The organism is Flammeovirga sp. OC4 (assembly GCF_000812565.1).
GTDB lineage: Bacteria > Bacteroidota > Bacteroidia > Cytophagales > Flammeovirgaceae > Flammeovirga.
The window spans coordinates 232,801-259,038 of sequence record NZ_JTAM01000004.1 but is presented as its reverse complement, the minus strand read 5'-3'; the positions used below and the strand labels follow the sequence as shown (position 1 = coordinate 259,038).

Below are 26,238 nucleotides of genomic sequence, written 5' to 3'. Positions count from 1 at the left end.
AGTTGATTGTAAGACGATCAAGAATTTTTGTAAAAAGATCAAATCAAAAAATAATATATGTTAGGTTCATTAACCAAAGCATTCTCTAAAATTTTTGGTACTAAATCAGAACGTGATCTTAAAGAGATCAGACCTTATTTAGCCAAAATTGATGCAGAATATAAAAAATTATCATCTGTTTCAGATGACGAACTAAGAGCTAAAACAGCTTACTTCATTGATTACATCCAAAGTGGATTAGCTTCTATTGATGATGAAATTACATCGAAACAAGAAGCAGTTGAAAATGATACGAAGCTTGACCTTGCGTTCAAAGACAAAACTTTCAAGGAAATTGATAAGTTGAAAAAAGAGCGTAACGAAAAATTAGAAGAAATATTAATGGATCTTTTACCTCAAGCATTTGCAGTGGTAAAAGAGACAGGTAGAAGATATACTGAAAACAAACAAATTACTGTTACGGCTACGGACTATGACCGTGAAATGGCCGTGAAGTATGAAAACATCACGATTGAAGGCGACAAAGCAACTTGGTCAAACAAGTGGTTGGCTGCCGGAAATGAAGTGGAGTGGAACATGATCCACTATGATGTACAGTTGTTAGGAGGTATTTTCCTTCACCAAGGTAAAGTAGGTGAAATGATGACGGGTGAAGGTAAAACACTCGTAGGTACATTGCCAGCTTACTTAAATGCATTAGCAAAAAGAGGTGTTCACGTAGTAACAGTGAACGACTACTTAGCAAAACGTGACTCGGAGTGGAATGCACCATTATTCCAATTCCACGGTCTTTCAGTAGATTGTATTGATAAGCACCAACCAAACTCTGAATCGCGTAGAAAAGCTTACCAAGCAGATATCACTTACGGTACAAACAACGAATTTGGTTTCGATTACCTACGTGATAACATGTCGAGAGACAAAGATGATTTAGTGCAGAGAGAGCATCACTTTGCAATGATTGATGAGGTCGATTCAGTATTAATTGATGACGCTAGAACTCCATTGATCATTTCAGGTCCAGTACCAAAAGGTGATCAGCAAGAAGAATTTGGTGAATTAAGACCAAAGGTTCAACATTTAGTAGATGAGCAAAGAAAGCAGACTCAAAAAATGTTGAATGAGGCAAAGAAATTAATCAAAGATGGCGATAAGCAGGAAGGTGGTCTTCAATTATTAAGAGCTCACCGTTCGCTTCCAAAATATAAGCCTTTGATTAAATTCTTAGGTGAAGAAGGTATGAAGCAATTGCTTCAAAAAGTAGAAGGCGAGTACATGGCGGATAACAACCGTAGAATGCCTGAAGCAGATGAGCCTTTATTATTCGTTATCGAAGAAAAAAATAATAGCGTTGAATTAACGGAAAAAGGTATTGCTTCTGTTACTGGAGCCAATGCCCCTGACTTCTTTATTCTTCCTGACTTGGCAACAGGTATTGGTAAGATTGAGAACGATCCGGCAATGTCAGACGAAGAGAAGATTGAAGCGAAAGATGCAATCATCGCTGAGTTTGATACAAAATCTCAACGTATTCACTTGATGAAGCAATTGTTGAAAGCCTATACGTTATTTGAAAAAGACGTAGACTATATCTTGGTGGACAACAAGGTGAAAATCGTAGATGAGCAGACCGGTCGTGTAATGGAAGGTCGTCGTTACTCAGATGGTTTACACCAAGCTTTAGAAGCAAAAGAAAATGTAAAGATCGAGGATGCTACACAAACGTATGCAACAGTGACTTTACAGAACTACTTCCGTATGTACCACAAACTGACAGGTATGACAGGTACAGCCGAAACGGAAGCAGGTGAATTCTATGAAATCTACAAATTAGACGTAGTAACTGTTCCTACTCACCGTCCGATTGTTCGTGACGATAGAGAGGATTATGTTTATAAAACAATCCGTGAGAAGTTTAATGCTGTAGCGGAAGAGTGTCAAAGACTTGTAGAGCAAGGTCGTCCGGTATTGGTAGGTACTACTTCAGTAGAAAACTCAGAAGTAATGTCTCGTATGTTGAAAATGAGACGTATCGAGCACCAAGTATTGAACGCCAAACAACACGGTCGTGAAGCAGATGTAGTTGCTAAAGCTGGTCAGCCAGGTACAGTAACTATCGCAACCAACATGGCAGGTCGTGGTACCGATATTAAGTTACCTGATGAAGTGAAAAATGCAGGTGGTTTAGCAATTATTGGTACATCACGTCACGAGTCTCGTCGTGTAGACCGTCAGCTAAGAGGTCGTTCTGGTCGTCAAGGTGATCCAGGATCATCTCAATTCTTCGTGTCATTGGAAGATAACTTAATGCGTCTATTCGGTTCAGACCGTATAGCAGGTATTATGGATAGATTGGGTCTTCAAGAAGGTGAAGTAATCCAGCACTCAATGATTACAAAGTCAATCGAAAGAGCACAACGTAAAGTAGAGGAAAACAACTTCGCGATCCGTAAGCGTCTTTTGGAATATGATGATGTAATGAACTACCAAAGAGAGGTAATCTACCGTAGACGTAGAAATGCGTTGTTCGGAGAGCGTTTACAAGTAGACGTAATGAACTCTTTCTTTGATGTAGCCGCAAATATTTCTGAAACTCACGTAGGTAACTACGAAGGTTTCAAATTGGATGCCCTTAAGATTTTAGGTATTTCTACTAGTATCAAAGAAGACGGTTTCCAACATCATAATGAAGAGTATTTAACGCAAGAGTTATACAAGGAAGCATTAACGCATTACAAAGAGAAAAATGCTCAACTTTGGGAGAAAGCAAAACCTGTTTTCGAAAAAGTAAAAGCAGAAAGAGGTGGTGTAGTAGAGAATATCGTGATTCCATTTACAGATGGTCATAAGATGTTCCAAGTACATGTGAACCTTGAAGAAGCGTTAGAAAATGATGGAGAATCAGTAGTTTCAGCATTAGAGCAAAACGTTACACTAGCAGTGATTGACCACTTATGGAAAGATCACTTACGTGAAATGGACGAGTTGAAGCAACAAGTACAAAATGCGGTTCACGAACAAAAAGATCCATTATTGATCTACAAATTTGAATCATTTGAGTTGTTCAAAACGTTCTTAGCGGAAGTAAATGATGAGATCATCAGCTTCTTAGCCAAAGCGAAGATTCCAGTACAGGAAGCACCTCCAATGCCAGCTCCTCCTCCAATGCCAAAACGCCCAGAACCAAAAGTGACGGCAAACAAGGCAGACGCAGGTTCGGCATTAGCTCCTGACTCAACTCCTCAAGGTGGCGATATTCCTGAAGCTCCAAAAGCTCCAGCAGAAGTTGTTAAACCTCGTCAGAGTGATAAAACATACCAAAGAAATGACAGAGTTACTGTAAAATACAGTGATGGTACTGTCAAAGAAGGGGTAAAATATAAATCTGTAGAGAACGATGTTCAAAACGGAAAATGTGTGATTATTGAAGGTTAATCTTTGAGGCCACACTTCAAGGGGCTGTTTCATTTTTTGAGACAGCCTCTTTTTTTTGATAAGTACTAGGAATGAAGAAAAGGATAAAAATATAAGATAAAATGTTCAGTTACTTTTTTTTCTAGTACTTACAGTTTCAATACAAATGATTAAATGCTTAACTTTGGCCGTTCCATTATTTCTAAATATAAATATGAAACTACTAATTCGTTATACATTTATAGCCTTGCTAATGAGTGCAATGGCCTGTAAACCTTCTCAACCAAAACAAACGGTGCCATCTTCGGACCTTGTGGATACAGATTTTACAGCGTATTTGCCAAAAGCAGAATCTAAAACAGATGATGTTGCTGAACAAACACCTCAGGGACAAGAAGAATTGGGTTTTCCAGAAGGTGATGTCAATGTAGAAGTAGACACTATCTTAACGCATTTATCAGAAAGAGACCTTGGAGGAATACAGGTATATAGAATCTTAGTTTATTCGGGTAGAGCAAGAGATAAAGCTGATGAAATAGTGGATTTCTTGAAAAATGAATTTGGAAACTATGAAGTTGAAATGACTTATGAACAGCCCAATTACAAGGTTAGAGTAGGTTATTATTTTGACCGTCTAACAGCGCATGGTGTTCATACTAGTCTAAAGAAAAAATTCAGATCAGCATTTGTTATAAAAGAAAAAATGAATGTAGATGAAATTGCTAGAAGAATAAAAAAGGCAAATGCTGAAAAAGCAGCCGCTATGGAAATAAATGAAGAGGACGATTATTAAAAGATAAATCTCTTCAAAAGGAAAAGGAGAACTGACCATTAATAAATCAGTTCTCCTTTTTTTCTTTTCAGAAGAAAGGTGTTTTGTCCTTAATTCCTGTTACTTTTTAGTATTACTTTTTATTGCTGAAGCGATATCATCCCAAACAGGAGATGGAATAGCATCTAAATGATTAAATTCTCCAGCACCTTTCAACCATTCACCACCGTCAATAGTGACTACTTCTCCATTGACATACGCAGAAAAGTCAGACATCAAGTAAGCTGCTAAATTGGCTAACTCTTGATGTTCTCCCACACGTCCTACAGGTACTTTGCCTGCTTCATCAAATTGACTTCTAATGTTTTCTGGGAATAAACGATCCCAAGCCCCTTTTGTTGGGAAAGGTCCTGGAGCAATAGCATTCGAACGAATTCCATATTTTGCCCATTCTACGGCTAGTGATCTTGTCAATGCCAAAACCCCAGCTTTTGAAGAAGCAGAAGGAACGACATAGCCAGATCCTGTAGAAGCATAAGTAGTTACGATATTGAGCATAACGCCTTTTTGTCCGTTGGCAATCCAGTATTTACCCATTGCCAAAGTAAAATAATAAGTTCCTTTCAGTACGATATCAACAATGGTATCAAAAGCCTTGTGGCTTAAACGTTCTGTTGGGCTGATAAAATTACCGGCTGCATTATTCAGAAGTCCATCTATTTGTCCGAACTTTTTGACTGTTTCTTTGATGACGTTTTCAATCTGATCATATTTTCTTACATCACAAACGACATAGAAAGGACGCTTTCCTGTAGCCTCTTCCAATTCATCTGCGGCAGCTTGAAGTTTTTCTTCTTTTCTACTACAGATTGTAACATCCGCTCCTAATTCAAGGAAATATTTAGTCATGGATTTACCCAGACCTGTTGCACCTCCGGTCACGATATAAGTTTTCCCTTCAAGTGCCCCATCTCGTAGCATTGGTTTATTATACATGTGAGTATTTGGTTTATCAGTACCAAATTTATATTGGTACTTAAATCTAAAAAGTGTTGTACCTGTAAGCAGATAGCCTGCTCTTTGTTTATTGGTGAACTAATATAATGAGTATTCGATTTTTATGCATTAAAATGGGCTAAAAAGAACTGTTTTTATCATAAATTCTAAATGTACATCGATTATACCTTTTTAATTTCAAATAGACTACTTCTTGTTGTTTGATCTTTACCATCTTTGCATTGTGTGACATGGAGATGTGATTTTTATACATCATCTAAGACCTAATGAATTAAAAACTAAACCTAATGAAACAGATTTTATCAATCATTTTGATGCTTATCAATGTGTCCGTCCTTTCTGCTCAATCTTATCAGATTTCAGGACAACTTATTGATAAAGACAACAGCGAAAGTATACCTTATGCATCTGTTAGACTTTTAGATGCTAATCAAGAAATTATCACTTTTACGAGTTCAGATTTTGATGGAAACTTCGAACTGAATAAAGTAAAAAAAGGGGAGTATGATATTGAGATTTCCTTTGTAGGCTATCACTCTCTTAGAAAGTCAATTACTTTATCAGACCATTTAAAGCTTGGAACTGTATACCTAAATCCAAATGTGCAACAGTTGGACGAGATTGTAGTGAAGGATTTGAAAGAAACCGTTTCTACTAAAATCGATAGAAAAGTATACGATGCGTCTGATTTTGAAACAGCAAGAAGTGGTACAGCGACAGATATGTTGAACAAACTGCCTCAAATTTCTGTATCTCCTGAAGGTGAAGTTTCTGTCCGTGGTACGCAAGGTTTTATGGTGTATATCAATGGAAAACCTACTCAAATTGATCCTTCCACTTTATTATCGCAAATCTCAGCAGGTTCAATTGAAAACATAGAAGTGATTACAGTCCCTTCAGCCAAATATGATGCACAAGGAAAAGCCGGTATTATCAACATTACAGTCAATAAATCAGAATTGGAAGGTACTTCTATTTCAGCCGGTGGTATGTTGGGGGGATCACCTTGGAGAGATGGTGCTGAACCTGTTCGAGGTGGTGGTAACTTCAATATCACCCACCAAAAAGATAAATGGACTTTTAATGCAGGAGCCAATTATTTGAGTAGAAATGTGGATGGTCGCCGTGAGGGTGATTCTGAAATTACGCAAAGAGATAGTGAGGGCAACCGTACAGGAACATATCACATGGATGCAGCAGGTGATCGTCCGGAGTGGCATGTCAATTATTCGGCAAATGCAGGTGTTGGTTATGATTTTAATGAAAACACCTCTTTAAAAGCCTCTTATTTTTATGGTCACAAGAGTAATAAGCGTACAGCAAATTACGTCTACCATAACTATTACAAAGATTTAGATGGTCAAGTGATTGATGGGTCTGAGGAATATATTTACAACCCCAACACTCACAACCGTTATGGTGATTTCCATACTGCCAACCTTGATTTCTTCCATCAATTTGACAATAAATCAAAGTTAAACCTCGGTTTAGTTTATGAGCATTCAATTTTGGGAGATGACTTGGACAACAAAAACCAAGTGTATAATAATAGTACAGAAACTCCAGAAGAAACGATTCTGACACATTATACACAAACAACAGATCAGCCATTACATGCCGTTCGTTTTTCTATTGATTATGAAAAACCGATCAATGATAATCATACTGTTTCCTTTGGTTTACAATCTCAGTTCTTGACACAGTCAGGCAATTATAACTACGATACATTGAACTTGAATAATGGCAATTGGGAACAACATCCTTATTCAAATACCTACGAATTGAAGCGTAATATTTATGCAGGTTACGTGGATTATGGAGCAAGGTTCGGAAAGTTAAATTTAAAAGCCGGTCTACGTTTGGAATACACTGATCAAGCCATGACAGTAGGTAATTATGCCGTTTTCCCAATCATTGATGTACCTGAACAGGATGAGTTTGTAGTGCAACAATTGAATGCTTTCCCTTCTTTGAACTTAGATTATGAGTTCAATGAAAATAACCGATTAATTTTTGGAGCAAGTAGACGTATCAACCGTCCTCCGACAAAAAACATGGCACCTTTCCTTTACAGGAGACACTTTGAAGTATACGAAGTAGGTGACCCAACACTTCAGCCTGAATTTGTCAACTTAGCGGAAGTGACTTTTGATAAGAAAATCGGTAACCAAAACATCAGTTTGACGGCCTTTTATAGAGGAGTTGAAAATGCAGTATTCCGCGTGAATGTAGTGAATGAAGGTGAAAATGTCTTGATGAGATCATATACTAATGCAGGAGATGATCAGTCTTTGGGATTGGAATTGAACTCTAACTTTAATATCGCGAAAAGAGTGAAGCTATTTATGGGTGGATCGTTGTACCACTATGCCATTAATGGTTCTATCTATGGACAGACAATCGATCAAAGTAGTTTAAACTGGAGCTGGAAATCAACCCTAAATACTGAACTTTCAAAAACACTAAGTTTTGTATTTGACATCGACGTACAATCAGCTACAGTAACGGCACAAGGTCAAAATGATTTATTCTATATGTCAAATATCGCATTGGTTTACAAACCGACAACTATGCCCGAATGGACCTTTACAGGTAGAGCAAATGATATTTTCCAATCCAATATTAAAGGTTTAGATACGACAGGTAAGGATAGAAACTCCAATGAAAACACGTTCTATCAAAGAACAACTTACTACAGATATGGACCTATTGTAGAGTTTAGCGTGAACTACACCATGAACTCTAAACCGAAGAAAAAAGCGAAGAAAACAGAATTTGATAAGCAGTTCTAATTGATAGTTATCTTTAATTTGCACCCTAAATCACCCGGCTTTGAATGGATATATCATTTAAAAGTCGGGTGATTTTTTTTGGTGGTTCGCGAGGGCGTTTTACTAAAACGCCCCTACAGTTCTCATTCAATTTTTTGTAGAATGTTCTTTAATTATTAGGTACCGTTGTAGGGATGTTGCATTGCAACGTCCACTGAACCACAAGTTGTATCATTTTTTTGAATAGAAGTCAGAGACTTCTTTTGATCTTTTAAGCACAAATGGTGCTATCGCTTAACATTTGCGCTATAGAGAACCACTGGCACGAATGTTAAGCGACAGCATCATTTGTGTCCTACAGATTTTTAGAAATCTCCCGATTTCCACTTTCTGCTTCATCCCCAATTTTCCCGATTCATCCCTCATTTTCCCGGCTTCGTCTTCCTTTAATTTATATACAGCACTAGAATGAGGAAGTTTGTGTTATCATCAAATCAAAACATAAACTTATTCAACCAGATGAAAAGCAAATACTTATACCTAATAATAAGTCCTCTGATTATCATTATCGCTGTTTTTGCAGTAAGTGCATTACCAGAAAAAGAACCTGAGGCTCCGCTAGAAGGCAAAAGTGATTTAGCTGTAAAAGTGGAATATGCCAAGTTAGAAACCTTACATAATACAATAGAGGTAACGGGAAAATTAAAGGCAAAAGATAGATATGAAATTTATGCTGAAGTAGAAGGACGTTTGTTGTCTTCAGCGAAGAAATTTAGAGAAGGAAATTACTATAAAAAAGGTCAAGTTGTTCTACAGATCGATCAACAAGAACGTTTGATGACGTTACTTGCGGATAAGAGTAATTTCATGACAGACTTGACGGCAATTTTACCGGACTTAAAAGAAGATTTTTCAGAGAGTTACCCCACTTGGAATCAATACTTAAAAGAGTTTGATATTCATAAACCTTTAAAGGAATTGCCAACACCCACAACAGAAAAAGAAAAATATTTTATCGCCGGAAACGGAATTTATAGCTCTTATTACACGATTAAATCATCTGAAGAGAAATTAAATAAATACACCATTTATGCCCCATTTAGTGGTGTGATTTCTAAGAGTAATATAGAAGCAGGTACCGCAGTAAGAGCAGGTGAAGAACTTGGTGAAATGGTGAATTTGTCTTCTTACGAATTGGAAGTAACAGCTCCACTCAAAGACATTGAACATTTCAAAAAAGGAAGTAAAGTTAAGTTGTACTCTTCAGAGTTAGATACGGAATGGACCGGTACAGTGATCAGAGTAGGAAGTACATTAGACGCCAACTCTCAAAGCGTGAAAGTATATATCCAAACTTCAGGAAAAGACTTAAAAGAAGGCATGTTCTTAACGGCCAAAGTGAGCAGTACTTCATTTGAAGATGCGATTCAAATTCCTAGAAAATTAATTTTCGATGAAAATCAGATCTTCATTGTGGAAAACAATAAGCTGAAGACACAAAAGATTGAAGTGTTGGAATCATTCAGATCTGAAGCAATCGTAAAAGGAGTTCCTTCAAACTCGGCGGTATTGATGACCAACATCAAAAACCCTTATGAAGGAATGAAAGTGCAGGTAATGAAATAAGCTGAGATCATGAAGAAGTTAATATCCTATTTTATAAAATTTCCAGTAGCTGTCAATCTAGTGATGGCACTGACGTTGGTACTCGGTTTTATTACTGCATCCAAAATCACAAGTACATTTATGCCCAATGCCCCTCAACGTTTTATTTATGTTGATGTGGTGTACCCTGGTTCTTCAGCGGAAGAAGTAGAAGAAGGGGTGATCTTGAAAATTGAAGAAGAACTAAAAGGTTTGGAAGGTTTGGATCAGATCACTTCTTATGCTCAAGAAAATGTAGGTAAAATTACATTGGAGATGTTTAAAGGGACAGATATGGACGAAGCCCTGACACGCGTGAAGAACGTAGTAGAAGGGATTTCATCTTTCCCATTGGATGTGGAATCTGTAGTTTCTTACAAGCATGAAGATGCCAACTTCAGTTTTATGTTTGGCATCACTGGCGATGGCGTTTCTTTAAAATCATTGAAAGAAACAGCTCGAAAAGTAGAGAAGGATCTTTTGGCCAAAAAGGGGATTTCTAAGATTGAAATCTCGGGTTACCCCAATGAGGAAATCGCGATTCTATTACAGGAAGATGCTTTAGAGAGTTATAATATGACTTTTGATGAAGTAGCCATGGCGGTGCAAGGCGCCAACCTAGATATGACGGGCGGTAGTATCAAAGACGGTGAAGAAGAGTTTTTTATCAGAGCAAAAAATAAAGGGTATTCATCAGAAGAAATGGACCATATCATCATCCGTCAGACAGACAATGGTGGTGTGATCCGATTGAAAGATGTAGCCAAAGTAGTGGATCAGTGGGAAGATGCTCCTGCAAGAGCCACTTTAAATGGAAAAAGAGTAGTAACGGTGACCATCAACAATACTTTCAGTGAAGATATTTTAGCGACAGCAGATGTGCTTTATGAATACATTGAAGATTTTAATGCTCAAAATGATGTATTGCATATCGACGTGATTCGTGATCAATCAGACTTACTAGGACAACGTTTAGATCTACTGATTGATAATGGTATTTTAGGAATCATCTTAGTATTGATTGTTTTATCATTGTTCCTTAATCCAAGAATTGCCTTTTGGGTAGCGATTGGTATTCCGTTCTCCATCTTCGGTATGTTCATCTTCATTTCTTTCACAGGTGTAACAATCAATATGATTTCACTTTTCGCCTTGATTGTTGTATTGGGAATTCTAGTGGATGATGCAATTGTGGTGGCAGAAAATATCTATCAGCATTATGAAAAAGGAAAGCCAGCGATTCAGTCCGCTATTGATGGAACAATGGAGGTACTTCCAGCAGTGATTTCAGCCGTATTGACTACAATTGTAGCTTTCTCCACTTTCCTTTTCTTAGATGGAAAAATGGGCGACTTCTTCAAAGATATGTCATGGATTGTAGGCTTGATCTTATTTGTTTCTCTGATTGAAGGTTTAATTATTCTTCCTGCCCACCTTGCATTTTCAAAAGCATTTAAAGCAAATGGAAAACAGGAATCGAATATAGTGACAAAGACGGTCGACAAATATTTATTCAAATTCAGAGATAATATTTACAAGCCAATTCTTGAATTTGCTCTAAGAAACAAAGCCATCACATTCAGTATTACAATAGCCCTGTTTATTTTCTCAGTAGGTATGATGGCGAAGAAAGTAGTTCCAGCAACATTCTTCCCGAGTATTGAAGGAGATGATGTGACAATTACATTAGTGATGCCCAACGGTACGCAACAAGAAGTAACAGAAAGAGGGGTACAGCAGATTGAAAGAGCCATTGAAGTTGTCAATAAAGAACTACAACCTGATCAAAAAGACCAGCAGGATATCATCAAAAAAGTGAACATGGTGTATATGGGATCGGGCCATCAAGTCCAATTCAACCTTACATTATTAGGTGCAGAGGAACGTTCTGGATCAACTGCTGATGTCAGTAATTTACTATCAGAAGAGATTGGTAAAATTCCAGGTGCCGAATCGATCAGTTTTGCTTCTTTCTCTCCTTTTGGTGATCCAGTAGTGGTTTCATTAAGAGGTGATGATTTAGAGGAATTGGCAATTGTGAAAAAGGAATTGAAGCTCCGTATGGAAAAAATGCCGGAGTTGAGAAATGTCAAAGACAATAACCCTACAGGTAACAGAGAAATCCACATTTCTTTAAAAGATAAAGCTTATCAACTTGGACTTACTGAACAACAAGTAATCTCTCAAATCCGTCAAGGTTTCTTCGGTTACGAAATTCAAAGAATTCAAAGAGGACAGGACGAAGTGAAAGTTTGGGTACGTTATGATACGGACAACAGAAGCAGTTTTGGTGATTTAGAGAAAATGAAAATCAGAATGGGAAATGGTGTCGCTTATCCTTTCTCAGAAGTAGCCAATTTCTCTATCGAAGACGGTTATTCATCGATCAATCACATTGATTTCAATAGAGAAATGAAGTTGACGGCTCAATTGAAAAATCCTGATGACGCTCTTCCAGATATTTTAAATAAAATCAAGACAGAATTATTACCTGACCTATTAAAAGAGCATCAAACAGTAGAAGCTGATTTTGATGGTCAGAAAAGGGAACAGGAGAAAGTAGGAAATTCGGCGGCGAAAGTAATCCCGATTGTATTTATCCTCATGTTCACGATCGTAGTATTTACCCTAAGATCATTTAGCCAATCTTTTATCGTTTTCGCCCTTGTGCCATTGAGTTTTATCTGGGTTGTCATGGCCCATTACCTTCACGGTTTTGCCATTAGTATGATGTCTTTTATGGGAATCATCGCCTTGCTGGGTGTGATGGTCAATGATGCCTTGGTTCTGATCAACGCATTCAACCTCAACCTGAAAGCCAATATGAAGTTTGATGAGGCATTAATCGAGGCATGTGTATCTCGTTTCCGCCCAATTTTATTGACTACTGTAACCACTGTTGCTGGTATGGGTCCAATGGTATTCGAAACAAGTTTACAAGCACAGTTCCTTATTCCAATGGTGATTACGATCTCTTATGGTATTGCAGGAGCAACGCTTATCACACTGATTGTTTTACCGGTTTGTATTAAAATGACGAATCAGATCAAGGTGAAAATCAAAGAGATCAAGACAGGAGAAAAAGTAAATCAAGAAGCTGTTGAATCAGCAATCAAAGAATTAGCCTACGATTATGAAGAAGCTTAATATCATCTACACCCTATTTTTCTTACTTCTTGTAGGAAACAGTAATGCTCAGGAAAAAATGAGTATTAATGATGCAATCCAATTGGCATTGACCAACAACCATAATCTAAAAGCAGTAGCAGTCAATAAGGAACAAGCCAACAATAATGCAACGGCAGGTATGGCAGGGATGTTACCTTCTATTACGGCAAACGGTACTGCGGATTACAGTAATAATGATACGGAAATGGAGTTTATGAATACTGGAGCTCCTTCTGAAGGCGATAATACAATACAATTGGACAATGCAGCCTCTACCACTTTTGATGCAAACATCAGAATGGATTATGTATTGTTTAATGGTAATGGAAACCGCTTTACATTAAATCAACTTCGAGAAAGTGCAACATTAGAAGAAATCCGCTTCAAGCAGGAAGTAGAGAATACAGTACTCCAAGTGGTGGAAGCGTTTTATGATATATCGCGTGAGCAAGAAAACCTGAATATCTCCAAAGAAACAATTGTGACTTCCAACAAGAGATTAGATAGATTGAAAAACCGCTACCTATTGGGACAGTCAACAAAGTTGGAGGTATTGAATGCAGAAGTAGATTTGAATAGCGATAGCACTTCTTACCTTCAGACAGAACAAGCTTATTATACTGCCATCAGAAAACTGAATGTTGTTTTAGGTGGAGAGGTAAGTTCGACGTATGAAGTGAATGCAGATTTTGAATTTCTAAATGGGTTAACTGCTGATAATGTATTGGAAAAAGCAATGACTGAAAACCTTTCTTTATTGGCACAACACAAGCAGGAAGAAATTACAGAATTAGATTTGAAAATTGCGAAAGCAGGGAAGGCACCAACACTTTCTACTTATGCCCAATATGGTTATAACAGAATGAATAATGATGCTGGACAGGTCCTTTACAATGAAAACTTAGGAATGTCAGCCGGTGTGACGATGTCATTTAATGTATTCAATGGACATCAGCAAAAGAAAAAGGAGCAGAATGCGAAGCTAAGCGTAATGGCACAACAGCAAAATACCATGCAGTTGACCAAAGAATTACAAAGAGACGTGATGAATGCTTGGTCGGATTACGATTACAAACAACGTATCGCCAATATGGAAGCTAAAAGCATGGAACAAGCCGAGTTGAACTTCAGACAAACGAAGGAACAATACGAGTTGGGACAAGTAACAAGCATTGATTTCCGTACCGCACAGACCAATCTTCAAACGGCAAAAAATAGATTAAACGATGCATTATACAATGCAAAAGTAGCCGAGTATTCTATTCTGCAATTATCAGGAGACCTACTAGATCAAATTAATGAATAGAAAAGTGTGACCCGTTATCCGGCACTCAGGTCTTCGGGCTTGGGTGCTTTTATTAATTTATGATGGTACGTGAGCCACAAGGCATTGTGGCTCTACAAAGCGATACCTTTTCAATTTTGTTATACACTTTACTTGAAAGTACCTCCCCTGTAGAGACGCAATGCTTTGCGTCTCACGAACCATAAGAAATCAATACACTATAAAGAAAGAATGATTCAATAATTATTCAAATGTGCATTAAACTTTAACTGATTATATTAGACATATGAAAAAGAAGAAGAACTTATTGTGGTTGTTTTTTATACCGCTCACTATGTTTTGTATCATCCTAATACCGATGGCCACACTGACGTTGAGCGGATATATTTCAGAAAATAAAGCAACTCATTTCCTTACAGAAATGCTGCCATTGATTCTGCTAACTTCCTCTACAGCGGTATTTGGCTATTATTTCGCTGTAGTGAAATTAAATAAGGTACTTCCTTGGAAGAAACACATGTTTTTGAGAGGTCTAGTCGACTTTGCAATGGTGCTTGCCGTGACTAGTCTCTTGATGAGTTTTATGCATAGTTTATACGATTCTGGCAATTTATTTAACCGTTTATTGGCTTTTAAAGAACAAAACTTACCCATTGAAGGTATGTTTGCATTGCCCTTGGTGGAGAACATTTTATTTCTTGTAGCCATAGAAACGATTGAGGTGGTGAGTGAAAGAAATGAATTGGAATTGAACCTTGCAAGAGTAGAGAAAACCCAACTACAGACGAAATATTCTGCCTTAAAAAATCAGCTTGACAATCACTTTCTTTTCAATAATCTCAGCGTACTTTCCTCTTTGATTTATGAAGACATCGAAAAGTCAGATCAATTTATTCAGGAGTTCGCCAAAGTCTACAGATATGTATTGACGATCAGCGAAGAAATGCTCGTACCCGTTGAGCAGGAATTAGATTTTATAGATGCCTATTTATTCCTTTTAAAAATTCGATTTGAAGAAGGATTTCAAGTGAAAAATGATTTGGAAGAGAACTTACCCGATCAAATGATTCCACCATTGTCCTTACAGGTATTAATTGAAAATGCCATAAAGCATAACCGAATCTCTAAGAAATCACCTCTTCAGATTCATATTTATAAAGAAGAAAACAACATTGTAGTCGCCAATAATTACCAGCCAAGAGATACTCCAGAAACGGTATCTACTCATACAGGACAAAAGAATTTGGAAGAAAAGTATAAATTAATTTCGAAAGAAATCCCACGTTTTGGCATCCAAGGGGATCAATATTTAGCAGAATTACCATTGATAAATCAATAAGCGATGTATAAAGTACTGATTGTAGAAGACGAAGCACCAAGTGCAAGAAAACTCAAAATGCTGTTAGGAAAATTAGGCGATGACTTTGAAGTAATCTCTTCTTTGGAATCTATAGAAGAGTGTGTGGAGTTTTTTGAATCTGGAGAAGAAGTAGATCTGATCTTTATGGATATCCATCTCTCCGATGGCAACAGTTTTGAAATTTTTGAACAATTAGAAGTCGATACCCCAATTATCTTCACTACCGCTTTTGATCAATACGCCATCAAAGCTTTCAAGCAAAACAGCGTGGATTACCTCCTTAAACCCATCAGCATAGCCGATTTGGAAGCAAGTGTAGACAAATTCAAAAAGCGATTTATCACAGACAAATCCCCGAACAAAATCGATTATGACCTACTCGGACAAGTCGTCACTCAGCAAATGAACCACGACTATAAGGAGCGTTTTATGGTCAGTTTCCGTGATGAATTAAGAACCGTAAAAGTAGAAGACATTGCTTTTGTATTTGCAGAAAGCAAAGCCGTATTTATCCAAGTGACTGATGGAAAAGTCTACGACGTCAACTACACTATGGATCAAATCGAAAAGAAATTAAACCCCAAAAACTTCTTCAGAGTCAACCGAAAATACATCGTTCAGATTAATGCCATCGACAGCGTATCGTGGTATTCTAAAACGAAACTAAAGGTTTTTACCAATCCAGAAACCCCTTCAGAGCTGTTTGTTCCTGCAGATAAGGTGGGGAAGTTTAAGGAGTGGTTGAATATTTAGTTTTTTGAATAACCACTAGCGCAAGTCTTAAGCCGTAGGCGTGACTTGTGCTTACGAAATGTAATAAGTCTGAAGACTTATAAATACACAATATTTGGTTTAAAAGTCTACAGACTTTATTCAAATTATAGGTCCAAGTCTCGCCTACGGCTTAAGACTTGAACCAGTTTAAGATTAGGTTATTCTTCATTAAATCTTTTCCCCAAACCCCACACCAATCCATAATATTTGGTATTTTAGCTATCTAAATAGAAAATACCAACAATGAGAGTTTTCCTTAACGTCAAAAAACATTTCAATTACGATAAACTAGACAAAGAAGAATACAAGCGTCTGGTACGGGATATCATTATTCTGAATATCATTATTTTTCATTTGTTGTGGATGACTTTCAATTCTTTGTTCGCCACTGAAATAGTTCAACACTTCTTGTTTGCAGTTGCAGAGACACCGGCAAGTTGGTACAAGGACTATATCTTTGATAATTTCTATATCATTGAAATCTGTTTTATGGTCTTTTATCTGACCGAATTCTTCACTTCATGGTGGGAGGCTTACAGGGAGAAAACCTATGCAAAGTGGTATTTCTACCCTTTTTTACATTTCTATGACTTGATTGGTAGTTTTCCAGGAATGAACTTTTTCAGGCTACTTAGGATTTTCGCCATGTTGTTTAGGTGGCATAGTCATGAGGTGATCAATTTGGAAGAATTGAGTGTGTATAGAACGATCTTGCATATCAAAGAAATAGTAGTAGAGGAAGTTTCTGATGCCGTAGTGATCAATGTATTAGAAGGTGTGAAGGATGAGATTAAGTCGGGCAGTTATGCGAATCAACAATTTATGATAGATGTAGTCAAACCTTACCAAGAAAACCTGTCTTTTTGGATTTCAAGGAAGATCATGTATGCTATGCAAGAGGCGTATGCCAATAAAAAGGGAGATTTAGAAAACTACGTTTCTGTATTGATTGAAGATGCGGTGAATGAAAATGAAGAAATTAAAGACATTAAAAAAGTACCGGTTTTGGGAAGTTATGCCTCATCTCGTTTGGAAGATGCGATTTCTGATATAGTCTTTAAGGTAACCAATGACTTATTTGAAGATATTGCCTCTGAAAAAAATGAGTTGATTTTGAAGGATGTCGTTTATGAAATGATTGAAGGAATCATGTTCTCCAAAACCAAGCAAGGCAATGAAAAGCTCATTCAAGAATTGTCAAGTTCAGTGATTGACGAAGTGATTAGTAGAGTAGGTGTGAAACAGTGGCAGATGAGAGAAAAAATGTGGGAGGATAAACAACAAAAAGAGTTAGAGGAGAAGCGTAAACAAAGGGAACAAATCATACAACATAATCAAAGTAACGAAGAATAATACCTGCTTTCGACTGATATTTCTTGAATTTTTGCTTTAGCATTAAGGTTTAAAAAGTGATATTTAAAGTCCCACTAGATGAAGCTTTTAATGACTGCGATTTGTAGTATAACCTAATCTTAGGGAAAAAGTGCATAATGATTTCTAATATAATTTGCTTAACTTGCAAAAGTTGTTTAAACGAATTTAGAAGTTATGAACTGGCATCAGTTAACTGAAATCTCTCAATTAGAAGAGTTAGTGGCGTTATCGCAATCACAAAAAGTCCTAATTTTAAAACATTCTACTCGTTGTTCGATTAGTTCTATGGCATTAAGTCGTTTAGAACGTTCGTGGGACGATGGAAATGGCATCTCGGCTTATTACTTGGATTTGATTCAATATAGAAATATCTCCAACGCAATTGCAGAAAAGTTTAACGTTGAGCATCAATCACCTCAAGTACTTGTTTTAGATAAAGGTGAAGTAGTTTACACTGCATCGCACATGGGAATTTCCTATTCAGACATCGTCGCTTAATTATCATTAAACAGACAACACCGTGAAAATTGGTATCATATGTTATCCTACCTACGGAGGTAGTGGGGTAGTCGCTACAGAGTTAGGGAAGAGTTTAGCTGCAGACTTAGGTCATGAAGTTCATTTTATTACCTATGATCAACCTACAAGATTAGACTTTTTTGATGAAAATATTTACTATCATAAAGTAGATATCAAAACCTACCCATTATTCAAGTACCCTCCTTATGAGTTGGCATTGACCAGTAAAATGGTAGAAGTGGCAGAGTCTGAACAGTTGGATGTTTTACATGCTCATTATGCAATTCCTCATGCTTCTGCAGCGTATACCGCAAAGCAGATTTTAGCTAAAAAAGGAATTAATATGCCGATCGTGACCACGCTTCATGGTACAGATGTAACTTTGGTAGGTAAGGATGATAGTCTGGGTCCTGTTGTGGCCTTTTCCATTGATGAATCAGACTGTGTAACTTCCGTTTCTGAAAGTTTAAAAGAAGAAACCTATCAATATTTTGATCTGACAACTGACATTAAAGTAATTCCAAACTTTGTAGATCTTAACCGATTTATGAAGCATAAAAAAGATCACTTTAAGAAAGCAATCTGTCCAGATGGAGAAAAACTGCTGATTCATGTTTCCAATATGAGAAGTGTGAAAAGAGCAGATGATGCTTTGGAAGTGTTTAAAAGAGTAAGAGAAAAGATTCCTTGTAAGTTGTTGATGGTGGGTGATGGCCCTGAAAGAGCCAACTTGGAAGAGAAATGCTATGAGTTACGTACTTGTAACGATGTTCGTTTCTTAGGGAAATTAGCTGAAGTAGAAGAGATTCTTTCAGTAGCAGATTTATTCTTAATGCCTTCCGAAAAAGAAAGTTTTGGTTTGGCGGCATTGGAAGCAATGGCATGTGAAGTACCTGTAGTTTCTACTAATGCTGGCGGTATTCCAGAGGTAAATATTCATGGAGAAACCGGAATGATGAGCGATATTGGAGATGTGGAAGATATGGCAAAAAATGCATTACATATTTTAGACGATAAGAATCTACCAACGTTTAAAGCTAATGCACTCAAACAGGCACAACGCTATAATATTGCAGAAATTATTCCTCAATATGAAGAGGTGTATAAGGAAGCAATAGAAAAAACGAAAGTAAAGGTGAGCTAACAGAGTAACACTTTACCAAATAAGGGTTATTTCATTCGATGGAATGAGGTAACCCTTTTTTGTATCATAGCTTATTATATGTGTTTAAATTATGATTTTACTATCAAAATTTGTATTATTGTTAATAATTGACAATGAAATGACTAAATCCAGCTACCGTCAAATTTTTGACAAATGAGTTAAATAATTTCTAACTATTAAAAATATTCTAGTATAAAATAAATATCAAAATCTTTCTTTTTAAACCATTTAAAAAACAACACCAATAGCATCATTGAGTCGAGCCCGAATCGCAATTGTCTTTTTATTATTTTGAAACCAGTTAAATCAATGGGTAATCATATATGCTATTAAAACTGAAATGAATTACACAATCTTCAACCTTTCTTTTAAATGAAAATTAATTGACATTTAGACTTTACCGTTATGTCTTGTTTTTCATGAGAATTATTAAAGTCATATTTCTATTTTGAGAATAAGAAATAAGGTCAGGCCTAATTATGTCTACACTTTTGGGAAGTTGTAAAGTTGAGATGAAACAACATAAAACGTACTGTTTAGTTTTATCGAGTCATTTTAAGTTTCATAGTACTTTATTTGCCATGAAATTTTAATGAGCGAAAACTAGAAAGGATTCTTATGTCCTAAATTTTAACAAAACAACCCCTTTAACCTCTTAGCTGGAGGGTTAAATCATTGTCTTAAGTACAAAGCCAACTTTTATTTACAATTGTCTTGGTACTTCATTAAATAATTACAACAACAAGCTCCCTTCTCAAAAGGTTGAGCACTATCCGTTACGTCCATTAAGTAGTAGGGCTCAATCAACGTCCTAGTACTTAAAGAGTACATTAAATTAAAACTAATTATGATACGCAATTTCATGTTGGGTACAATACTATTATTGTGCCTTGCTACTAACAATCTCAGGGCACAACAATTTAACTATGGAGAGGCCCTTCAAAAATCTCTCTTTTTCTATGAAGCACAACAATCTGGAAAATTACCCGAATGGAACAGGGTGACATGGAGAGACGATTCAGCATTAGACGATGGCTCTGATGTAGGATTAGACCTCACGGGTGGCTGGTATGATGCCGGCGATCATGTGAAATTTGGTTTCCCGATGGCCTTTAGTGTTACTACACTGGCATGGGGAGTTGTAGAATACGAAGATGCTTACAGACAAAGTGGGCAATTAGAAATAATGAAAAGGAATCTTCGTTTCGTTACTGACTATTTTATAAAATGTCATACTGGCCCTACTGAGTTTTATGGTCAAGTAGGTGCAGGTGGCCCTGATCACGCGTATTGGGGATCGCCGGAAGTAATGACAATGGCACGACCTGCTTATAAAATTGATGCAGCGAACCCGGGTTCTGACTTAGCCGGAGAGACTGCAGCAGCAATGGCGGCTTGTAGTATTGTTTTTAAAGATTCTGATCCAGCGTATAGTGCTTTGTTGCTACAACACGCTGAGGAATTATATGCATTTGCAGACAACTACAGAGGCGTATATTCTGAATCAATCACTGATGCGGCAGGGTTCTACCGTTCATTTAGTGGATATCAAGATGAGTTAGTTTGGGGTGCAGCTTGGTTATATAAAGCTACTGGAAAAACGACTTATTTAGATAAAGCAGAATCAGAATACACAAACTTATCGAATGAAGGACAATCTACTTTGAAAGCCTATAAGTGGGGATTAGCTTGGGATGATAAAGCATATGGTATTTATGTTTTAATGTCTGAGTTAACAGGAAAAGAGGAGTACAAAACGGATGCTGAAAGACACTTGGATTACTGGACAGATGGCTTTGAAGGAGATAGAATTCCTTACAGTCCTGGTGGACAAGCTCACTTGATGCAGTGGGGATCATTACGTCATAGTTCGAATACGGCATTAATTGCTTTTATCTACAGCGATAACGTGACAACTACTCCTGAGAAAAAAGCAAAGTATCATGATTTTGCCGTGAAGCAAGTCAATTATGCTTTGGGTGATAACCCGATCAACAGAAGTTTTATGGTAGGCTTTGGAAATAACCCTGCCTATAATCCGCATCACAGATCAGCACATGGAGCATGGGCAAATAACCTTTTAAATAATCCAATCGATCCAAGTCATACATTATATGGTGCATTGGTAGGAGGCCCAGGTGAGCCAAATGATGCATTTGAAGATGACCGTTCGGATTATGTTGCCAATGAGGTGGCTTGTGATTACAATGCTTGTTTTACAGGAGCATTGGCAAGAATGTACCAAGAGTTTGGTGGAGATCCATTAGCAAACTTCCCAGTTCCTGAAGTACCAACACGTGCAGAGATCAGAACTTTCTCAAAATTCAACAGCAACAACGCTTCAGGAAGTACAGTAAGAGTTTTAGTTCAAAACAGAACAGCTTGGCCTTCAAGAGTGACAGACAAACTTTCTTTCCGTTACTTCTTCGATATTTCTGAAGGTGTAGCAGAAGGTTATACAATTGCGGATTACCAACCCGAATTAAACTCAGTACAAGGTAATAGTACGATGACAGTAGCGGCTTGGGATGCAACTAATAATATCTACTATGCAGAAGTATCTTTAGCTGGAGAACAAATTGCTCCTATCGGTGATCCTGCTTTCCGTCGTGATGTACAGATCAATTTCAGAGTTGGAAATGGTGTTCCTTATGATACTTCAAATGACTGGTCAGCATTTGGATTAGATTCAGAAGATGAGTCTCCAAGAATACCAGTTTATGATAATGGAGTGTTAGTATTTGGTGAAGAGCCTGGTGGAGCAAACAGCCCTGTAGCTTCTTTTACTGCAAACTTAACAGAAGGTTTTGCTCCTTTGGAAGTTGCATTGGATGGATCAGCTTCTTCAGATCCTAATGGAGATAATTTGACGTACTCTTGGGACTTCGGTAACGGAGAAACATCAACAGAAGTTGCACCATCAGTTATTTATACACTGCCGGGTACTTACACCATTACTTTAACGGTAAGTGATGGAGAAAACACTTCATCTCCTGCAACTGAAACAATTGTTGTGAATGAGGTGATCATCCCAGAATTGAAAGCGGCATTTACAGCATCTCCAACTACAGGTACAGCACCATTGGATGTAGCTTTTAATGCTTCTTCTTCAACAAACAACTTGGAAACGCTATTAAGTTATTCATGGGATTTAGGGGATAGTACTACAGCGAGTGGTGTTACTGTAAATCATACTTACACAGAAGTGGGAGAGTATACTGTAACATTGACAGTGACAAATACTGATGGAGAAACAGATGTCATTTCATCAGTAGTTACAGTTGCGGAAGTAATAGAATCGGATTGCGGTTTTGGAACACCTTTGAGTAGTGCTTTACCTTCTTTAGATAATGTAGATTACAATCATATTTATGTGTTAGGTAATGGAGGACCGGATTTGTCAAACATCAGAACATTTACGATTAATTGGAATGCCACAAATAATGGCCTTTACCAATTCTCAATGAATACTGACAATGGTTCTCCATCCTGGTTTGTGGATTTAAAGAGTAATGTCACACATAACTTCAATGAACCGAATCCTTCAGCAACAATTAGCGGTTCAGGAATTGCCGGTTTTGATGGCGACTATTGGGCTACTGTTGATGCAGGTAATTTCGTGTTAGTATCAAAAACAAAAGGATATACTATTTACTTCAGTACATCTGCTACAGCTCCAGAGTGTGGTGAAGTGGTTAATCCTCCAGTAGAAAATACAGCTCCAGTAGCGGCTATGACTGCAGATGTTACAAATGGCAATTTACCATTGGCAGTTAGTTTTGATGCTTCTGGTTCAACAGATGCTGACGGTGATAGTTTGACATATGCTTGGGACTTCGGTAATGGAATGGCAGATACAGGTGTTGCTATAACTCATACTTTTACAGAAGTAGGTGCTTATGTGGTAACATTAACAGTGACGGATACAGAAGGAGCTTCAAGTACTGCGAGTGAAACAATTACAGTGACAACTGATAGTGTTCCTCCAGTAGAAGAAGGTGATTGTACATTTGGAGCACCTCAATCGACTTCATTAGCAAGCATTTCAAGTGCTTTCGCGAATATTCATGTATTAGGAAATGCTGGTCCAGATCTTTCAAATATGAGAGAATTCACGATTAACTGGGATGCAGAGAATAATGGATTATATCAGTTTGCATTCAATACAAATGATGGTGTTCCTAATTGGTATGTTGATTTATTGCCAAATATATCACAGACGTTAGCTAGTGCACAGCCTTCAGTGACGATTACAGGTTCAGGTTTCACAGGTTTAGACGGTGCATATTGGGTAACTATTGATACAGATAACCTTGTATTAGTATCACAGACAGGTGGTTTTACTATCTATTTCAATAATTCAGCAACAGCTCCTTCTTGTGATGATGGTACTATTCCAGTGGAAAATACACCTCCTGTAGCAAGTATTTCAGTGGATGGAATAATTGGTAACATTCCATTTGTAGTAAGCTTTGACGGATCAGGTTCTACTGATGCAGATGGCGATACTTTATCTTACGCATGGGACTTTGGTGATGGAACAACAGCAGAAGGCGCCTTAACGACTCATACTTATACAGTAGCTGGAAGCTATGATGTAACATTGACGGTTACGGATGCAAAAGGTGGATCAGATGAAGCAATCATTACAATCACTGCAGAAGAAGATGATGTGATTATTACTCCTCCACCAACAACAGACAATGAGTACATTCAGCGTTTCGTAGAAATGAGAAATATGTATTTAGATCCTGCTAATGGATATTTCAGTCCAGAAGGATCTCCACATCACTCTGTAGAATCACTGATTGTAGAAGCTCCAGATCATGGTCATGAGTCGACTTCAGAATTATATTCTTACTGGATGTGGTTAGAAGCAATGCATGGTAGAATTACAGGAGATTGGGAGCCATTAAAAGAAGTATGGAGAAAAACAGAACAGTTTATCATTCCAACAGCAGAAGATCAACCAACAAATGGTGCTTATGACCCATCAAGTCCAGCAGCTTACGCTCCTGAATTCCCACTTCCTGAATTATATCCTGCTCCATTAGATTTCACAAATCCAGTGAAAGGAGATTATGTTTCAGCTGAATTAGAAGCAGCATATGGTAATCCTCATATCTACCAAATGCACTGGTTATTGGACAATGATAACTTCTACGGCTATGGTAATCGTGGAGATGGCGTAAGTGCTCCTTCATATATCAATACATTCCAAAGAGGTGAGCAAGAGTCAGTATTTGAAACGGTTCCTCATCCATCATGGGAGGCATTTAAGTGGGGTAGTGCAGATGGTTTCTTACCATTATTTACACAAGATAAAGCTTACTCTACGCAATGGAGATACACAAGTGCTCCGGATGCAGACGCAAGAGCAGTTCAAGTAATGTATTGGGCTTACGAATACGCAAAAGAGCAAGGGGTAAGTTTAAGCAACTTAGATTTGGATAAAGCCTCTAAAATGGGTGATTACTTGAGATTAGCGATGTTTGATAAGTACTTCAAACCACTAGGTGCACAAGATCCAAATGCGACATCTCAAACAAGCTATGATAATGTGCATTACCTAATGTCATGGTACATGTCATGGGGTGGAGCAACAGACGCTTCTGCAGCATGGGCATTTAGAATTGGAGCATCACACTGCCACTTTGGGTATCAAAACCCAGTAGCGGCTTATGCATTATCTCAAGTTGAAGAATTGAAGCCGGTTTCAGCAAATGGTGTAAGAGATTGGTCGACAAGTTTAGACCGTCAATTAGAATTCTATACTTGGTTACAATCTGCTGAAGGTGGTATAGCAGGTGGAGCAACAAACAGCTGGAATGGTGATTACAGCGTTTATCCTGCAGGTAAATCTACTTTCTACGATATGGCTTATGATGAAAACCCAGTGTATCACGATCCAGGTTCAGGTGGATGGTTCGGATGGCAAGTATGGTCAATGGAGCGTATTGCTGAATTGTACTACATCAACAACGATCCAAGAGCAAGAGACTTGATTACGAAGTGGGCACAGTGGGCTGTCAACGAGACGGTTTTAGTAGGTGATAACGATTTTGATATTCCTGCTGGATTAGAATGGACAGGTGAGCCGGATACTTGGGATCCTGCAAACCCAGGTGACAATGCAAATCTTCACGTAACGGTGACAAGCTACAATCAAGATTTAGGTGTGGCTGCTTCTTTAGCAAAAACATTGATCTACTATGCGGCAGCAACCGAAAAGTATGCTACTCTTGATACAGCTGCTCAATATTTAGCAAAAGAAATCTTGGATAGAATGTGGGTAACTTACCGTGATGACAAAGGTGTTGCTTCATTAGAAGAGAGAGCTGACTTTGCAAGAATCTTCGAGCAAGAAGTATATGTTCCGGAAACGTTTACAGGTACATTACCAAGTGGTGCGACAATTCAATCAGGAATGTCATTCTTAGATATTCGTCCTCAATACAAAGACGATCCTGAGTTTGCAAGATTAGAAGAAGCCTACTTGGCAGGGGAGCCTTATACACAACGTTACCATAGAGGTTGGGCACAAATCGAAGTGGCATTAGCCAATGCAGAGTATGGATTCTTCTTCGGTGGAAATGATGTATCATCTTCAGCAAGAATAAGTACTCAAAAATCATTAGACTCAGCGTTTGAGGCAGAAAGCTTAGATGCTGTGCTTAGTCCTAACCCAACATCAGGCACTATTAAAATTGCATTGAATAGAGCTGTTGGAAATGCTTCTATTAATGTTTACAATTTATTAGGACATCATGTAAAAGCAATCGATAATTTAGAAAGCATCAGTACTATGGAAGTGTCCCTATCGGATCTTCCTTCAGGAACATATGTTTTCGAGATTATTAGTCATGAGAAAAATGAAGTGCTTCGTAAGAAGGTCATTAAAAGATAATCATTAGCGTAGTAGTGATTTAGATTCAATTGTCAATTATGGGTGATGCCGTCTATTTTTAGGCGGTA

At 37.6% G+C, this 26,238-nt stretch carries 13 protein-coding genes; 12 read left to right on the top strand and 1 reads right to left on the bottom strand.

The genetic code is table 11. The features are described from left to right. Positions 1–57: 57 nt before the first annotated feature. Together secA and PL77_RS05260 are read left to right on the top strand one after the other, a co-directional pair. Positions 58–3,435: a preprotein translocase subunit SecA gene (gene secA / locus PL77_RS05265; protein WP_044202436.1), complete on the top strand. Its 3,378-nt coding sequence runs from the start codon at positions 58–60 to the stop codon at positions 3,433–3,435. 193 nt (positions 3,436–3,628) lie between these two features. Then, a complete protein-coding gene (locus PL77_RS05260) occupies positions 3,629–4,207 on the top strand; it encodes an SPOR domain-containing protein (RefSeq protein WP_172665802.1) in 579 nt (192 codons plus the stop codon). Between the two features lie 99 nt (positions 4,208–4,306). On the opposite strand, the gene PL77_RS05255 is transcribed toward PL77_RS05260, so the two are convergent. Then, positions 4,307–5,182, bottom strand: coding sequence for an SDR family oxidoreductase (locus tag PL77_RS05255; protein WP_044202430.1), 876 nt, complete (start codon positions 5,180–5,182; stop codon positions 4,307–4,309). A gap of 308 nt (positions 5,183–5,490) precedes the next feature. On the opposite strand from PL77_RS05255, the gene PL77_RS05250 reads away from it, so the two are divergent. From PL77_RS05250 to PL77_RS05205, 10 genes are all read left to right on the top strand, one after another. After that, positions 5,491–7,995, top strand: a complete 2,505-nt coding sequence (locus PL77_RS05250; protein WP_044202428.1) for a TonB-dependent receptor domain-containing protein — start codon at positions 5,491–5,493, stop codon at positions 7,993–7,995. A 498-nt stretch (positions 7,996–8,493) separates the two neighbouring features. Then, positions 8,494–9,600, top strand: coding sequence for an efflux RND transporter periplasmic adaptor subunit (locus tag PL77_RS05245; RefSeq protein WP_172665801.1), 1,107 nt, complete (start codon positions 8,494–8,496; stop codon positions 9,598–9,600). Positions 9,601–9,609: 9 nt separating this feature from the next. After that, positions 9,610–12,765, top strand: a complete 3,156-nt coding sequence (locus PL77_RS05240) for an efflux RND transporter permease subunit (protein ID WP_044202423.1) — start codon at positions 9,610–9,612, stop codon at positions 12,763–12,765. Continuing rightward, entirely contained in the window at positions 12,752–14,092 is a 1,341-nt protein-coding gene (locus tag PL77_RS05235) for a TolC family protein (protein ID WP_044202420.1), read from the top strand. Before PL77_RS05240 ends, PL77_RS05235 begins: the two co-directional genes overlap by 14 nt. Before the next feature lie 313 nt (positions 14,093–14,405). Beyond that, positions 14,406–15,410: a sensor histidine kinase gene (locus PL77_RS30285; RefSeq protein WP_172665800.1), complete on the top strand. Its 1,005-nt coding sequence runs from the start codon at positions 14,406–14,408 to the stop codon at positions 15,408–15,410. A gap of 3 nt (positions 15,411–15,413) precedes the next feature. After that, positions 15,414–16,184, top strand: coding sequence for a LytTR family DNA-binding domain-containing protein (locus PL77_RS05225; protein WP_044202417.1), 771 nt, complete (start codon positions 15,414–15,416; stop codon positions 16,182–16,184). 264 nt (positions 16,185–16,448) lie between these two features. Then, complete coding sequence (locus PL77_RS05220) at positions 16,449–17,558, top strand: hypothetical protein (protein ID WP_044202414.1); 1,110 nt, start codon at positions 16,449–16,451, stop codon at positions 17,556–17,558. Positions 17,559–17,753: 195 nt separating this feature from the next. Next, entirely contained in the window at positions 17,754–18,077 is a 324-nt protein-coding gene (ytxJ, locus tag PL77_RS05215) for a bacillithiol system redox-active protein YtxJ (protein ID WP_044202411.1), read from the top strand. Positions 18,078–18,099: 22 nt separating this feature from the next. Continuing rightward, positions 18,100–19,242, top strand: a complete 1,143-nt coding sequence (bshA, locus tag PL77_RS05210) for an N-acetyl-alpha-D-glucosaminyl L-malate synthase BshA (RefSeq protein ID WP_044202408.1) — start codon at positions 18,100–18,102, stop codon at positions 19,240–19,242. An 868-nt stretch (positions 19,243–20,110) separates the two neighbouring features. After that, the gene (locus PL77_RS05205; protein ID WP_156152249.1) at positions 20,111–26,170 is read left to right on the top strand and encodes a glycoside hydrolase family 48 protein; all 6,060 of its coding nucleotides are present in this window, start codon (positions 20,111–20,113) and stop codon (positions 26,168–26,170) included. Positions 26,171–26,238: the final 68 nt, after the last annotated feature.